This window comes from Microcoleus sp. Pol10D4, from assembly GCF_036701555.1.
Lineage (GTDB): Bacteria > Cyanobacteriota > Cyanobacteriia > Cyanobacteriales > Microcoleaceae > Microcoleus.
On the sequence record NZ_JAUBRA010000008.1, the window covers coordinates 70,759 to 87,948 of the forward strand.

The following is a 17,190-nucleotide window of genomic DNA, read 5'->3' on the forward strand; positions in this document are numbered from 1 at the left end:
ATGCTCAACCCGATCTCCTACACCGAGAAAATTGTCAGCGACTTTCTCAAATATCAACTCACCGCGTATCCTTTCGCCGATACCAACCTTTACGCCCAAATGCGCCACCTCCTCAACTTAGAGGAAACCAGGCGCACGCCCCTTTTTAAAGGGCCATATATCAGCCTCAGCCGCATCTTTCGCAAAGGTGCCAGTCTTGCTGACTTAATTTCCGAAGGCATCTTACACCCGCACCTCCGCCAGATTGCCCCTCACCCCAACGTCTACGGACATCAAGAAACAGCCATCCGAGCGATCGCCGATAGCAAAACCACCTTAGTTTCCACCGGCACCGGTTCCGGCAAAACCGAATGCTTCCTCTATCCCATTATTAGCCACTGCTTAGAACTACGAGACGAAGAAGCACCAGGGGGAATCGTCGCCGTCATTGTTTACCCCATGAACGCCCTTGCCGAAGATCAACTCGGACGCTTGCGGGAATTACTCGCCGGAAGCGGCGTTACATTTGGAATGTACGTCGGCAAAACCCCAGAGAAAACAGCAGACGCCTCCGGCAAACGCCTCAAACAAGGCTCCTCGCACCTCGACTACCGCAAAGAAGCCGAAAAAGCCCAAAAAGAAAAACAATCCTACGCCGTCTATCCCCCAGAAGAACGAGTTTCCCGCGAGGAAATGCGGAAATCTCCACCCCGCATCCTCCTCACCAACGTCAAGCAATTAGAACTGCTGCTTACCCGCCAGCGGGATGTCAAATTATTTAATAACGCCCTATTAGAATATCTGGTATTTGACGAAGCCCACACCTTCACCGGGGCTGCTGGTGCCGAAACCGCTTGCTTAATTCGCCGATTGCGGACATTTTGTGGCAAAAGCGCCACTGAAACCACCTGTATTGCCACCTCCGCCACCATAGCCGATCCCCTACTGGGTAAAGAAGCAGGGCGAGACTTCGCAGCGCGGTTTTTCGGGGTTCGGAAAGATAGCGTCGCGATCGTCGGTGAAGAATACGAACCCGACATCTGGGAGACTTCGCGGCAAATTCCCCTACCCCTGGCTGGCAACCCAGCCGTTCACCTGAAAAACGTCCTCGAAGCGGTAGAAGCCGGAGAACAGGCGGGCATTCTAGTCAAAGCCGTTTTCCAAGGAATGACGGGAACTTCCCTTGATGCCACAAACTGGCAAGAAAGTCTCTACCACCACCTAGCCAGCAACGAACTGGTATTCCAACTTGCCGAAGCTTTAAGAAATCCGCGCTTGCTTTCAGAATTGATTGCTGACTTGGAACGGCGAGTCAGACGCCCCGTACCGGAAACCGAAGTTCTCGCCTGGTTGGCATTGGGTGCCACTTCTCGCAAAAACAGCCGCCCCCTGCTGCGCCCCGTCATCCACGGCTTCATCCGGGGTGTCGGCGGTGCTGTCGTCACTTTTCCGTCAAGTTCGGGAGTCAGGAGTCGGGAGCAAGAACGCCCGCGATTGTGGTTATCTGCCGAAGATGCAGCCGGAGAAAACGGCGACGGCTTATTTCGACTTCCTGTAACCACCTGCACCACCTGCGGGCAGCACTATTTCATCCATCAGGTTGCCGACTTCAAATTCTTTGACAAATTGCCAGAAGGCGGTCAATTAGTTGAAAATCAAATTGTCTGGAAACCTTTAAGCACCGAACAGGGAGGAACTCGCGTCATCCTCCTCGATCGCCTCGTCAACGACGATTTCGATGAAGAATCGGGAGATGAGAGTCAGGAGTCGGGAGATGGGAGTCGAAAATCAAGAGATGGGAGTCGGGAGTCAGTTCGTGGGAATCAACATTATCCCAATTCAACGGTTCCAATTTACTTGTGTCGGTACTGCGGCACCCTCCATTCAACCGGCCAAGATTCAAAATCTAACATTCTCAAGCGCTGCGACGGATGCGATCGCCCTAGCAACCTTGTCACCCTTCTCGCCGTCCGCCAGAAATCGAAACACCCCGGAAAACTCGCATCTTGCGTCACTTGTCAAGCCTTGGGGCGTAACAGTGTCGGCGGTTTCCGCGAACCCACCCGCGAGGTTCGCGCCGTCACGGTGTCTGACGTTCACGTTTTGGCGCAAAATATGATTCACCACGCCGAACGCCGCCGCTTGCTCGTCTTTGCCGACAACCGACAAGATGCTGCATTTCAAGCCGGGTGGATGCAAGACCACGCTCGCCGCTACCGCCTGCGAAGTCTCATGTACAATCGCATCCAGCAAGGTGCTGTCTCGATTGGCGACTTAACCGCCTACCTGGACGATCTCCTAGACGCCGACGACGAACTCAGTCGTACCCTCGTCCCCGAAGTCTGGCGCATTCACCGCAAAGAAGCTGAAGGCGTCAGACACAGCGAAGAACGCAAGCGATTTTTGCGAATTCAGGTACTCCGAGAAGTCGCCACTGGCGTCAAGCAGCGCATCGGTTTGGAACCCTGGGGGCGGATGCAAATTGAATATGCCGGACTCGTCCCGGCAATGCCATTCATTCTCAAATGGGCGGTACAGTTGAGAATTGCCCCAGAAGAATTAGTCAATGGCATTGCCTCCCTGCTAGATGTCACGCGGCGGGGGGCAGTGTTGTGCGATCGCGAAGGGCGGATTTTTTCCCGGTTCTGGCAAGAAGGCGACTTCGAGATCCAGCGCGGCTATCTCCCCTTATTGCAAGGCGTCCCCAAAGCCCTTAAACTGCAACGAGAACCGGGAGATGATAAAAACCGCGTCCAGCAATGGCTCAGCAATAAAGGCAACACCCTAGCGCGTCAAGCCGCGAAGCGCTGGGGCATTCCCCAAGACGACATCCCAGAATTTTTTGAAGAACTCTGGCAACTGCTAGCGGAAGATTTGCAACTTCTCACACCCGTCACCCTGACAGGATGGCGCAACCGAGCCATTCCTGGCTGTGCGGGCGTCCGGCAAATCGATGCCGACAAATTGCGCCTCGCCCCCCACAAAGGCATCTACCGCTGCAACTTGTGCCGCCGCGCCCACATTCGCCCCACCCCTAAAATGGCGTGCATGGCTTGGCGCTGCACCGGCACCCTGCAATTTGAAGCCGAAAGCGGCGATGATTACGATTTGATGGTGCTAGACGAGCAGTTTGCCACAATTCGCCCCCGCGAACACTCTGCCCAGGTGCCGGCTAAAGACCGAGAAATTTTAGAGCTGATGTTCAAAGGAGAGAACGAGCTGGTAAATACCCTCGTCTGTACTCCCACCCTAGAACTCGGCGTCAATATCGGCGCTTTGGATGCAGTCTTGATGCGGAACGTGCCGCCCCTACCCGCCAACTACTGGCAACGTGCCGGACGTGCGGGACGGCAGCACCGCATGGCTGTTAATTTAACCTATGCCCGTCAAGCCAGCCACGATCGCGCCTATTTTAACGAGCCCCTAAAATTGCTGGGAGGTTTGATTACTCCCCCTCGCTTCAATCTCCGCAACAACCTGATGATCGAAAAGCACGTCCACGCTACAGTGCTGACGGCACTGCACCAGTTGGTGCGATCGGCGGGAGTTGGGAGTCGGGAAGGGGAAGAAATTAACAGGGTGCTGGAACAGTGCTTTCCTAACCAGGTGAAGCAATACCTCTTTGATGAGAAAGGACACGTCCGTTCTCAAGCCCTCGATGTCAGCGCCTTTACTGAATTAATTACCAAACACGAAACGGCGCTATTCGACTCGGTTCGCCAAGTCTTTGCCCAGGAATGGCCACCAGAAATTGCCAATGTCGTCTTGGATGAAGTGCTGCGCGACTATATTGCAAAAACCGGCGAACACCTGAGTGAAGTCATAGAACGAATCTGGCGCAGGTTGCAGTGGGCGCTAGACCAGATGAGTCGCCTAGATAACGTGCGCCAGCGCAAGGGAACTTTAGATCCCGATGAAGAAGCTCTCAGACAGCGGTGCGATCGCCTCGTCAAGCGGCTCAAGGGCATTCAATCCCGCAAGAAACGCGAAGCTGAGGGGTTCGACGACACGAACACTTACAGCGTCCTGGCTTCCGAAGGCTTCCTCCCCGGCTACGGTTTGGAGGGGGGTTCGGTGTCAGGAACGGCACAAGTGCCGCGACATTTAGTAGGGGTGTCGGACTTTGAACTGCCTCGACCTCCGGCTATGGCCCTGCGAGAATACGTTCCGGGGAATCTGATTTATGCTAATGGCAATCGTTTCGTGCCTCGCTTCTACCACTTGGAACCGCAACAGCAGATTACGCTGTTCCAAGTAGATGTGGCTAATGAGGCGATCGCGGAAGTGGGAATAAAAGCTTCTGGAATTAGCGCCGGTTTGGGAGCTACATCCCTACAAGCCGTGCCTGTCTGCGATGTAGATTTGCCCCACCAGTCTCACATTACCGACGAAGAGGACTACCGCTTCCAATTGGCTGTATCGGTGATTGGCTACGAACAAAATCGGCACGGCGGTGGCAAAGCGTTTCACTGGGGAGAGAAAACGGTGCAGTTGCGTTCTGGGGTACACCTGCGCCTGGTCAACGTCGGCGCAGCGAATTTGGTTTACAGCGGAACTCTGGGGTATCCCGTTTGCTTGGTGTGCGGTCAAAGCCGGTCGCCCTTAGCATCACCAGCGGATCGGGAGAATTTCGCCAACGAACACGCTGAGCGCTGCGGTCAGTCCGTGCAGAATACGGGATTTTTTGCCGACGCGATCGCCGATGCTTTGAGCGTACTCGATTGCAGCGATCGCTCTTGTGCTTACAGCATTGCCGAATCACTGCGAGTGGGCGCGTCCCTGGTACTGGACATGGAATTGGAAGATTTGCAGGTACTCGCGATCGCCCATCCCGGTCAAGAAAAAGTGGACGTGCTGCTCTACGACCCTATGCCGGGAGGTTCGGGGCTGCTAGAGCAAATGATTGAACGCTGGACTGATGTAACTTCTGCTGCTTTAGAGGTTGCGGCGCGCTGCTCTGGAGCCTGCGACAGCGCTTGCATTGATTGCTTGTTTACCTACCGAAATTCGTACTACCACCGCTACTTAAACCGCCACAAAGCTGCTGAAAAACTCAACGATTGGGGGCACAGTCTAACATTTAGCCACGATATTCCGCCAAAATTACCCAATACCTATGCTGAGGGAGGAAAGCCTGTTAATGACAAAGAAACTATTCTGCGAGATATGCTGCTGCGGGCGGGTTTTCCTACTCCTATCGCACAGCATCCGATTGACTTGGGCAGACCGCTGGGAACAAGCATACCTGATTTCTTTTATGAAGACCCGTTAGAACGTTCTGACGGCATCTGCATTTACCTCGACGGCATGAGCCGGAATCTTCACGGAGATCCAGACAGACAGCAGCGCGATCGAGCTATTCGCGACGAGTTGCGGAACCAGGGTTATGAAGTATTTGAAATTCCTGTCGGCTCTTTGGATGACCCTCAATCGATGGCTGCCCATTTCTTCCGAATCGGACGGATTTTATTGGGTAAAGCAAAGGCAACTACTATTCGGGATCGTCCTGATTGGTTTTAGTCGCCTGTTACAAGGGGTAAAGGTAGCGAAGCTGCAACAAAGTGCCATGTGATGGCTGAAACCTGGACGAGTAGGAGAGCGAAAAATTTTAGGGGAGGCTGACAAGTACCCGTCGCCAGATCATGGGGCTGATGCCCAGCAGCACCACCTTCAGTTGATAAATGAAAGGGAAAGATGACTCGGACATTAGGTCATCTTACTGCCAGTCCCTATCTCCCCCAAAATTTTTCGCTCTCCTTTATGATTTGATTGCAGAGCGATCGCGCTGGGATACTTGAGAATTCGCGACCACCAGACGAATGGGGGGTAGTCCTTTAGATCCGAAAAAGGGTACTCTGAGTTATTAAACGTATACGTTAGTTTCTGCACGATTGCTACTCAAACACCGTATTTGTATCTCGGCTCAATCCCATTTAGACTTTTTGCTTTCCATAGAAGTTTAGAAACCGTAGACCTTGATTTCTAGATCACGGATTGAGCTTTCGATATCCCTCACCTTCTCGTATTTCGAGTCGATCTTACGCTGGATATCTCGAATCTGCTCCTCCAAATGCTCTCGAATTTCTGAAGCTCTACCGCCAGGACGTAAGTTGGACATGGTATCCCATTTCTGGTTGATAATTTGCTCATCATGACGGATAGAATCACGAATACGGTTCGCTTGCTCCTTTTTATTGGCAATAATCTCCTTCATTTTTTCCCGCCATTCCGCCTGCTTGCGTTCCCGCTCTTGTCGATCCCACTCAAAAACTTTGTTACAAGCTTGACGGAAGCGGTCTTGTACCTGTTCCAGTCGATCTCGAGGAACATGACCAATTGTTTTCCAATCAGCTTGAAGTTGCTTTATTCGCTGAACAGAGTCCCGAACGTTTCCTGCTATTCTTGCACCGATAGCAGAGATATCTTCTGCCTCGGCACACATTCTGAGCTTACGATCTAAGTTTTCAAGTTGTTCTCGTTCTTGGTGATTGAAATACTCACTTCTCCGTTCATGAAACTTGTCCCTAGCTGACTTGAATCGCTGCCAAAGTTTCTCCTCATGGTCTCGTCCAGCAGAACCTGTTGATTTCCAGCGAACGCTTAAAGCCTTAAATGTATCTCCAGCTTTTTTCCAGTCAGTAAAGTAGAGCAGCGATTCTGCTTCTCTGCAAAGTTGCTCCTTCTTGCGTTTATTTTCCTCATACTCACACTCCTTCTGAGCAAAATGAGCTTTACGGCGTTCGTAAAACGCATCGATCGAATTCTTAAAACGAAACCAAATTGCCTCGTCAAACTCTTTTCCCGCAGATCCTAATTGCTTCCACTCAGACTGTAACTGCTTTAAGCCCTCCTCAGCTTCCTTCCACTTGTCTGATTTATTCAATGCCTCAACTTGGCTACAGAGTTCACTTTTTTTCCGTGCAAAATAAGCCCTACGACGTTCGTAAAACGTATCTATTGCATATTTGAAGCGCCCCCAGGCTACGTCATCAAAAAATTTTCCTGCAAACCCTAATTTTTTCCATTCAGCCTGCATCTTCTTCAAGCGTTCTTCGCCATCTTTCCAGTTCGTTGAGTTACTCAATGCCTCGGCTTGATTACAAAGCTCACTCTTCTTATGACGGAGCTCAGAAATCCTAATCTCCAAGGCATTACAGAGATTAAGAATTAAGTTTTCTTCTACTTTTTCTTTAGATTCAACTAGACCAATCCGCTCAGCTTCTTGCAAACATGAAAGTAGGTCAACCTTATCAACCCCCCTCTTCCATTCACATCTCCCGTTGTACCTGGGAGTCAAAACGACAATAGCAATCGACTCTGAAAGATCTGGATCTCTAGACAGTATCCAGCGCAGAGTAAAGGTTTTGCCACTAGCAATATCCGCAGCAATTCGAGCATTGCCGTATCCCTTAGCCTCCATGTGCTCCTGTAGGCGAGTATCAATAGAATTGGCTTTCCCCACATACAAAATTTCATAATCACTTCCATCAGAAATTAGATAAATGCCTGATTTACCTCGACAACTCCAACGACTAATAACATCGGGGTTGTCCTTGCCACCAGTAAATCGATGCAGTCTCGACCAACCCTTATCAAAGTTCACTCTTGGCATATCAATTCACCACAAGTTTGACGTTCATTAAAATTAGAGTTTAGACTAAGCAGGTTAAAAAGTGCGATCGTCACCCAACTTTTGAATCTCCCTCGAAGAACGTCAACGGTCGCTGGTATTTATTTTCTGTTTGAGTCTGATAGCTTTTCGCCAGCGACCATTGCCCTTCTTGAGAACTGTTCGCTAGTCTCACAGCGCTCGCACTTTTTGACCTGCTTAGTCTAAACTCCAAAATGTTTTGATTGCAGGGGTTTAAGCGTTTAGTATTGCAGGTCGCTACAAGTAAGGATTTGAGGCTTTTAAATTTCAGATAGATCAATTGGTACAGGTTTATAAGAAACCATCGCAATATTCAAAACGGCACAATCATTTCCTTAGCGTAAGTTTCTGTTCAACTGCTCATTTCACCCCGATCTCTTAGCAAGCATAACGTTTTTTCTACGGTTTTTAGCCCAATTCCCTCTGTTTCTAGGAATGCGGCGAGACTGTATGTACGAGCACCCTCTATTACTTCCCGCACTCGTTTGATATAAGCCTTACCCAAACCCGTCACCTCTATCAGTTCACTCTCAGATAGTCTTAGAAATTCTGTCTTTAAGTCGGTAAACAGATCATCAGGCGCGTCAGGGTCAAAGTGGTAAATCTCAACAGGGATGTCGCAATGGCTTAAATATTTCTGCATGATCGCTAAAGATTCATCTGTAGGGATTCCCCCATTCTGAGTACCGAGTAGAGGAAACGCGATCGAGGTAATCCCTTTTTCTTTGTAAGTATTGACGAACTTCTGTAAGCCTAGCTCAAGAAACTTTGCATCTGAAGGTTTTTTCCAATGGTTTTTCGTCGGGAAATTCAGCACCCAACAGCGATCGCTTTTATAAAGCCATAACTTACCAATCTCCATCTGCTTTTGTTTACAAAGCTCAACATAGCGTGTATACATCTCTGGGTAGCGCAGACGAAACTCCAGCGCAATCCCAGCACCCATTACACCAACACAATTCACTGTGTTAACCAGTGTTTGGCACTTGGAGGCAAATAAATTGCCCTTAATAATTTCGAGATTCATTAGTGTAGATTAACCATTTTTTTTCACGTTCTTGAAAGTATACCATTATCGGGGTGTTGGGATTCGATTGTAGCTGAATGCAGATTCTTGATCGGGCATTATCTTTAGAGCTAATTTTTCCTTCTAGTGAATTTGCTTTAACAAAGCTAAGGATTAATTCACCTTCAATTTTAAAATCATCATATTTTTCGATTTTTGCTTCTATAAAACCTGCGTTATCCTTAACCTCAACAAATGGATTTTCGTGGTGGAACAGGTCGCGACAATTAGCTGCTTCCTCTTTTTCTGTGAACACCCTACTAGCGTACTTCGAGTTTGGCCCGATCAAGCACATTAAAGTTTTTTTCTCCTGATCGTTTCGGCAAATGATGGTGATGTCATCTAAGCTCAACTTAGCAATATCTAGATATTCATGCACAACAAACTCTTGCTGTGATGCCCTTAGAAATGTTTCTCTTCCTGCTTGAGTGCAGTACACATTATCAAAGTCAAAGTATTCCAGAAACTCCATACTATTGCCATAATGAGAACCAGAAGCAGCGAGGTTTCCACTACTAACGCCACATTTACTGCCGTGTGTGTCCAGTACACGCTTGAGATTCAGTCTAAAAAAGATCGGCACGGGACAGAGGGCGTAAATTTGACCATTACGTTTGCCTAGCCCCTCATTGTGCCATTGTGTCGGTGTTTTCGGACGTAAATAGAAGCGAGCTAAGTTTTTTACATCATTACTTGTGTGAGCAATCAGGCTTGCACCTGCCGAGTCTACAAATTTATTACAACGGTTACGCGATTGCAGTTGCTCACTCTGGAGAATTGAAACTGCATTCTCAACGTGAGTAAAGTGGTAAATGTAGCCTTTCCAATGTGAATGCTGGCGCTCAAGTCCCGCTAGAAGCATCTCTGCAAATCCTTCAAAATCGGCAGGCGATCGGGATGAATAAAAGTCGTTGCTAGTACAACGAGTGCTGATTTCACTGTTTGGATCGTGATCTTGAAAATCTTTCTCTTCTTCTGAAAATTCAGGTTCATTTGGACTTAAATCGCTTGGTGGAACTCCATAATTTTCTTCTCGCTTAATCCCGATGAGTACCATTAATTCGAGTGTCTCTACAATATTACGATCATTTGCCATCCAAGAGCTTGCAAGATTTTCGTAAAGCCTTTTTGCAAGTTCATCCCGATGATCTCCATGTAACAAGTAGTGGTGTACTGCATTACGTTTTGTGGTCGTTTCTGCCTGTAGCGCCCATTGCACAAGAACTTCTATTACAACGCTATCTCTTCGGAAACGACAAGCATAGAAGAAATCTATGGCAGAGGCGATATAGTTGGAATGCAACAGGCGATCGTCAGGAGCGAAGCCGACTAAACGTTTTTCTTCGGGTTGGTCAGATGTGGCTGAAAGCAATTGTTCAGAGAGTAAATCATTACCAGCCTGTGCGTTAAACCGAATGTTACCCAAGAAACTTTGTAGATCGGGATGCTCTGGAGATGTGCTGAGGGTATCTAAAAAAGTTTTTGATATAAGATTTCCTATTTGTTTTGCCTGTTCGGGTGTTACCTTTGGCTCAATGGTTCCAATTTCCTTTTGTAATACATCTATTAGTCGCAGGTTAGTAAAAGTATATTTTCCCTCAAATTTTACACCAATCAGCTTTTTTGCCTCTTCCCATCGGGTATGGGAAATTAGGTTGCCTTGATAGTTTTGCTGGAAGTGTGACCATTTAGAAACTTCACAGAAGCAAGAATACTCAGCGAGTTTACCTGTCACTTTGAAGTAATTAATGTCACTATGAAGAGAAATTAATTGGCGATAGTGATCATATAATCCGTTTGGTAGGGCTTCACTGTGGGTGATGAGATATCCCATGCCGCGATCGCCGCCTAAAATACCGCTAATCAGGTCACGCTGCTCATTAGTACCGAGTTTTTGCCAATTAACGGCTAGTTCTTTCCAAAGAAATTCCCAAAAGCTGTAACTATCTACGCTAGAAAAACCTAGAGCCACTTTTACATCTTGCCAGTTGGCTTCACGCAATTTCTTTAGGAGTTGACCGAGCGCAATGCCAATATTATTAGCAAGTTCTTTGTTTTGTCCTGTTGGATCTAACTTTGTCCTTCCTGTTGTTACTTTAAAAGCTGCATTCAATATAAAACCAACGTCAAGTTTTTCTTGTGTTGGTGCTGTTACCCAAAAAGTCGGTGCACTCTTAGAAGTAGTGCAACTAAGCCTACCGTCTCTCTCGGTCATGTCTAATAGCAGAGCAGATCCCGATGCTGTTCGCAGGCAAAGTCTTAGTGAGTATTCACCGTTGATTGTAATTCTATTTATTTCAACACCTTGAATACCCAGAAAAGGTTTTCTTTCCCATGTAAATAATTTTGAGTAATTATCTTCAATCTCGTTAATAAAACGATATTTTGTAATAGCCCGTGAAAAAACAGTTAAAATACCTGCTAGTTCTTGAAATTTCGTGATAATTTCTTGCGGCTGAACACCATCTAACTCTAGTTCGACAATTGTTGCATCTGAAGGCATCTTGTATGAGTCTAATTTGTCTTTCAAGGCTTTAGTTTCTTCAGGGGAGAGGCGTGATGGAAGTAGTCCACCCTCGACAGCAAACCCTAAGCGCTTGCTTAAAATGCGCGGTCGTTTACATAAGAGATAAACACTTTTGAATCCTAAGCCAAACATCCCTGTTACGCCAACTCCCTTGTCAGAGATGTTAAATGCCAACATCTTTTCAAGGTCGCGATGGTACCCCTCATCGCGATAGTTTATCTGTGGATTATCTGAATGTTGGAAACACCCAATCGGTCTACCCGCATGAATAAATAAAAGCTGGCGATCGCTCAATACCACCACAAACTGTTTTCTTTCTTCCTCAATTTCTTTTGTCGATGACATTTTTTGCCATTCAACTACGGCATCATCGGCATTTTGAAATAGCTCAAAGGGGATACTCTGGGGACGATAGCCATACTGCGTTATCTTTTCTCGTACAGACTTTAGTAAACTCTCTTTTACGCCTTCATTATTTTTTAGCAAATTTGAAAATTCAGAGAGTTTTTCTTGAATCTCTTTTTCAGTAGCTTGTTTTTTTTCATCCAGACCTTCTAGTTCGTATTCGGCTTCTTTGTTACGCAAGTCGTCTAAGTTGTTCAAGAGCATTGTTACACTGAGATCATGTATTCTAAGCGTCCTCAGAATATACGAAGCACTCTTTATTAACAAGTTTTCAGCTACTCGGATATCAAGCTGATCGGAATTTAGCAAATTTTCCCAAATTGCTTCTATCGAATTGGTTTCGACTCCATAAACTTTTTCAAGAAGAACTCTAGTCGAGTCTTTAATAATTCTCACTAACTCAGTACGATCAAGTTGTTCTGGTTGTATATGCAACAGTTCTAGCCGTTTTGTATTGCTGGCTAATTCACCTTCATTTACGAAAAAATTATCCGGATTAGTTAGATTAGCAAGTTCAGCTTCAAAAGTACATCCCAGTATTGAAACCGCATCGCACGTACGATTTCCAGCCTGACCAATACGCACTTGAAAAACTCGAATGGGTTTTTCTGTATTTTTCAGCAAGCGTGCTTGCAAATGTTCTATATTACGTCTGCCTAGATAATATTCCGCCTGTTTCTTAATCTTATTGTCAGAACTCTTGAAAAGACTCAGAAACGCTCCAATGGGTTCTAATTGACAGTGATCCTCCCATTTTTTAAAGTAATTTATCAAGATGCTATTTTTGTCTTCTAAAACTTCATCTGATTCTGGTAAATCATGATTGCCTTGAGTCTCTGATTTCAAGAATGAATGTATAATATTTAACTGCTTTTCATCTAGCACATAAGTCTCATCAATATTGTTGCCTTCCTTTATTAACTTATTAGGACTTTTCCACTGACCTTTACGATTAAGGAGATGGATGTGGGGTAAAATATCTGTGCTGAATGTTCCGTAATTAATAGCTAACCCAAGATAAGTATTGAAAATTTCCACATTAGCGGCATTAGCAGCATCGACTTGAGAAGCGGGACTAGAAAGCGATATTAGAAGCTCGCGGAGCTTTGCCACGTCCATTTTATCTAATAGGTTTGGCAACAGATACGTTTTAAATTTCTCTTTTTTTGATAGATTATTGGCAAAGTTCCAGGCAGGTAGAAAGCTAACATCAAACTGCTTGAAAGCTTCTAAGCATTTATCTAAGGGAAACTCTTCTATTATAGAAAACTCTCCAATCTGATATTCTGGCGCTTGCTTCAGAAGTTTACCAATCTCAATTAATGCTTCATCTTCCGTGATGAATACTTCTTTGGTTAACCACTTCCAACAGTCACTACGACTAATTGTTAGTGCTAAGTCTGAAGATGAAATATATTCCGAAAAAACTGTTGGTAGTAGTAGCAAGTCCTCTATTTCTTTACTCAAATCTCGGTAATACAGCACATTTTCAGGATGCACTGCCTTATTTTTTTGTTCGGTTGCCAGCCATGCCTTTGTTTTGAGTTTTCCTTGATTATTGGCGTTAGGCAGTTTTTGTGGCTGTTGACTCCATAGACTACTAAATACATCAAGAATGATCTGATAGTTTTGATGTGGCTCTGTTTGGTTGAAGATATATTCAAGAATATCATTTTCATCCCATGTAGAAAAAAGTTTCTGAAGAATAGGATAATTTTTGTGTTTGGTGATCTTTAACGAAAGTTGTCTAGTTTCTGTGTATTCACCAGCACTCAAATCCACTAATGTTGATAAGTGTTTCTGGAGTTTTTCTGGGATGATCATAATTTTCGATGGAGAGATTGTGCCACCATCCCCATTCAAAGCAAGCCAGCTTTCTGTTTTGAGAGATTCTTTTAAATCATTTGAAATACGTGATAAGGCATCAAGGATAACTTCACGGAAATACGTCCAATATTCAGGCGTTTTCTGATTATGAGCAAGCACTTTTTTGACGACATTTTCCTCGTCCCAAAAGTCGAACAACTTTTGAACCCAAGTGTATTGATCGGCACTAGATAACGATTGTGGTAACTTGTTTTCGGGATATTTTGTGCTGTCTAAGCTGGCGATCGTGTCTTCGTATCGCTTTATACTATTTGGCAACCTGAGTATGTCTTGTGGACAATATCCATTTGGAGGAAGCCACCCAGAACTTTTTAAAGATTCTCTGTACAATTCTTTATTTTCATTATTAGTCATCCTTTGCAGTGCATGGAGAATGATGTCATAGTATTGATGAGGATTCGGTAGGCTAAGAACTTTTGCGATCGCTGCATCAGGAGTCCATAAATCAATCCAATCCTGGCGAATTTTCCCATTGGATCGAATTAGAACAACATGATCCTTAATTCGTAGATCTAAAGGAAAATTTGGGTTTTCTAGATACACTCGACCTGCTTGGACATATTCGAGCGTACCATCAACTGTTTCATGTAGTTTTAGCGATCGCCATAAATCCTTATTAGCAGGGTCTTGACTGATATAGCGGAGAAGTTCATATCGCTCATTTAGTTCTAACTTATTTTCATCAAGATAGTCTGTATTTAGACGGAGTAAATTGATAACTTCATCAATTTGAAGCTTTTCAATCTTTAAGTTTTTAAACTGAGTTGAAGGAATATGATCAACTAATACTGAATCAATCAAGCGCCAATCTTCTTTCCGGCTCTTGAGAACTTGTAACCCAATCTTTTGCCATAGCGTACTTTCTTGAGAGGCGATGTATAAGGATGTTTGTACATCATCATATTTTTCCTTATTTCCATGCAGCAAGTAACGTAATTCTTTAGACATAACGGATTAACTCCTTCAATAGATTTATGCGTTTGTAAGAATCAGCCAAATTTGGTTTTTTGTCAAGCAGGTTTTTACAGCTATCAAGTGTGAGTGAAGAAATACCTTTCATACTTGGAATTTTGTTAAGTATGCTTGCGAGATCCTCCTCAATGAATATGAAGTCATAATCAGGAATGGCTTCATTTAGGGCAGCCGCTATGGTATTGTATTTACCTGTGAAAAGAAGGTTTTTGGAGCGACTTTCGCATAGTTTAGCATAACTCCAAAGGTAAGTCTTTTTCTCGCGATATTTATAGCCGGGAAATAATGACTTCTCAGCTAGTTTATCAATAATAATTAAAGGAAAATCAAACTTGCTAAGAACTTGTTTAATAAGGTTACAAATGTATATAGATCTATCTTCTTTCAAGATATTACTAAGACAAGTAAGTACCTTAACTGCTTGCTCAGGTTTCAGTATTGCTTGACTAGGTTGTGATGCAGGTTCAAAAATTTCATAGATAAGCAACAGATCGAGGTTGAGTGCATACAGCTCGTTAAGAACATTATGCACGGCGGTTGGCTCATTTGCGTCAAATTTGGCGATCGCATAACGATTTTTCGGTGACAGAAGTTCTACTAATTTCTTTACAAAGGGAAGAATTTTATCCTTTTGTAGTTCTGCTATACCAAGTTTTGCAAAAGCTTTATGAAGAAGTTCTCTTAAGCTTACCTGCACTTTTTCATCATTTAAGATAACCTTAGTTTCTTTCTGACTTAAAAAAGCTTGGAGGAAGCTAAGATTATCTATATTCGAGAAAATTTTGCTAGGTTCGAGTGAATTTATAATAGCGCATATTTCGTCTGATTTCCATGTGAGAGTATTTTTTCCTGCAAGTAAGTTCGGTTTTCCTTCAACGGTTAAGCAGTATTGCTCGGCAAGTTTCTCAAGTCGTGGGAAAAATGCCCAGTTTGGTCGTATTTTAGGGAGTATGCGTAGATGAACTTGCCCTGAAGAAATTAATTGCCAGCGTTCTTCTTGGGGATTAATTCGATAAATCCATTGTTTCTTTTCACAGATTTCTTGACTGTTTTCCCTAAATAAGGGTACTGTGTGTAAAGCCTTACAAAATATATCAAGCTCATCATTATTTAAGTCTTGGGAAAAATTTTCTAAAGCATCTAGAATGTTACCTAGCAAAGATTTATATAGAGTAAAGTTCCACTCTTTTTTCAAAAAAGTATCATCATCGTCACCCTCAAAACGCTGACTAGCAATTATATGCCGTTCATTATTCCAGCCCAGAATTCCTGTGCGAGCAAAGTCAACAAAGAAATATCCATGCAGTGTTAAGCAAAAGCTATTCTGTGATGATATATCGCTCAAACTGCTTCCTATTGGTAGAAATACCGCTGTGCGTATCATTAAATTTGCAGGTTGCGATCCCCAGCGACCAAAAATTATAGCCGTGTGTGGTTTGATATTCTTGAATTTTGTGGGAAAATTGTCACGATTGAGAATATTAGTAAAACTAGGATTTTCATGAATAATCTCTTGACCACTAAACTCAAAATCAATACAAGAAGACGTTGAAGTAAGATTTACTTTTCCTTTTAAAGCGTGAGGTTCAGAAGGATTCAGTTTTGATAAAGCGGCATGGCGGCGCTTTTCAGACTTAATAGCGATCAAATATTTTTCTTGACCACAATCCAAATCATTTTGCCAGTAACGAATAGTTTTTAATGAATGCAGTAAGGGGAGAAGAAGAGTAAATTCTAACTTAGTTGCTTCCTCTGACAAAAAACTGGGAATCTCTTTATTGAAAAAATCTGCTTTACCATTTTTAATACATCCTAGTTGGATACCTTCTTCTTCTGGTTTATGGGTTTGATGGCTGATTTGTCTTAGAGGTATCCATAGAATAAACCATTGGGATTGATACTCGGGTTGTTCAATAATTTTGCGAAGAGTCTCTTTGACTTTATTGCAATCCTCTGGATCGAATTCGCCCCATTCAGGGTGGTACAAATCTCCATCTCTATCTGCCCAAGGATTAAAAATGTCAGCGCGTTTGGATTGTGGGTTTTGAATCTCAGAACCGATGTAAAAAAATGCCTCACATAAATGAAATACACTTTTTAGTCCGAGTCCAAACTTTCCAATAGCATCTTGCTCTTTGGGCTTATTACTTCCCCCAATTATGTAGCGAATCGAACGAGCATTTTCGTTAGTAAATGTACCATCATCTACTATAAATAAAGCTGGTGTGCGTAATAAAGGATGCTTTGCATTTGAGATACCTTCGATCCAACCAAAATCAAAGTGGGTCGAACCTGCATCTTCAGCATTTTGAACAAGCTCTTTGAGAACAGGGAATCCTGATTTATAATTTTTTAGCAAATTCTCTCGAAGATATTCTATGTCACCTAGTGGATGATGTTCAGCCATATATAGTTTCTTTTACTTATGTTCTAAATTCTCAGTTCTTGCGATCAATGGAAACCATTATACGACATCTTAGAATATCTCGCCCGTGGCATGACGGAAACAGAAATTCTTGAAGATTTTGCTGAACTAGGGGTAAAGCCGAGATACCTGCATTCCGAGGACGTGACATTAAGAAACGTAACAAATAAGTCCCTACGTAGCTTTCGAGAAAGCTTGCAAGCACAAAAGCATCCTACTAAATTGGCTGACTGTTAAACCAATTATTGAGAAGGCAGAGTATTACTACTACTCTGCCC

General features: G+C 44.2%; 5 protein-coding genes. 1 reads left to right on the top strand and 4 read right to left on the bottom strand.

Translation table 11 applies throughout. From position 1 onward, the window contains the following. A complete protein-coding gene (locus tag QUA36_RS06790; protein WP_333456323.1) occupies nt 1-5,499 on the top strand; it encodes a DEAD/DEAH box helicase in 5,499 nt (1,832 codons plus the stop codon). A 439-nt stretch (nt 5,500-5,938) separates the two neighbouring features. Here QUA36_RS06790 and QUA36_RS06795 read toward each other — a convergent pair whose 3' ends face one another. The 4 genes from QUA36_RS06795 to QUA36_RS06810 form a co-directional block, all read right to left on the bottom strand. Next, nucleotides 5,939-7,591, bottom strand: coding sequence for a DUF349 domain-containing protein (locus QUA36_RS06795; protein ID WP_333451194.1), 1,653 nt, complete (start codon nt 7,589-7,591; stop codon nt 5,939-5,941). Between the two features lie 391 nt (nt 7,592-7,982). Further along, nucleotides 7,983-8,657 (bottom strand): macro domain-containing protein, encoded by a 675-nt coding sequence (locus QUA36_RS06800; protein WP_333451192.1) that lies wholly within the window; start codon nt 8,655-8,657, stop codon nt 7,983-7,985. After that, nucleotides 8,638-14,463, bottom strand: a complete 5,826-nt coding sequence (locus QUA36_RS06805) for a DUF4433 domain-containing protein (RefSeq protein ID WP_333451190.1) — start codon at nt 14,461-14,463, stop codon at nt 8,638-8,640. The genes QUA36_RS06800 and QUA36_RS06805 overlap by 20 nt, the downstream gene beginning before the upstream one ends. Next, the gene (locus QUA36_RS06810) at nt 14,456-16,894 is read right to left on the bottom strand and encodes a sacsin N-terminal ATP-binding-like domain-containing protein (RefSeq protein WP_333451188.1); all 2,439 of its coding nucleotides are present in this window, start codon (nt 16,892-16,894) and stop codon (nt 14,456-14,458) included. The genes QUA36_RS06805 and QUA36_RS06810 overlap by 8 nt, the downstream gene beginning before the upstream one ends. Nucleotides 16,895-17,190 lie beyond the last annotated feature (296 nt).

Coding starts and splice junctions, on each gene's coding strand:
- QUA36_RS06795 (WP_333451194.1), bottom strand. CDS start 7,591: ATGCCAAGAGTGAACTTTGATAAGGGTTGGTCGAGACTGCATCGATTT.
- QUA36_RS06810 (WP_333451188.1), bottom strand. CDS start 16,894: ATGGCTGAACATCATCCACTAGGTGACATAGAATATCTTCGAGAGAAT.
- QUA36_RS06800 (WP_333451192.1), bottom strand. CDS start 8,657: ATGAATCTCGAAATTATTAAGGGCAATTTATTTGCCTCCAAGTGCCAA.
- QUA36_RS06805 (WP_333451190.1), bottom strand. CDS start 14,463: ATGTCTAAAGAATTACGTTACTTGCTGCATGGAAATAAGGAAAAATAT.
- QUA36_RS06790 (WP_333456323.1), top strand. CDS start 1: ATGCTCAACCCGATCTCCTACACCGAGAAAATTGTCAGCGACTTTCTC.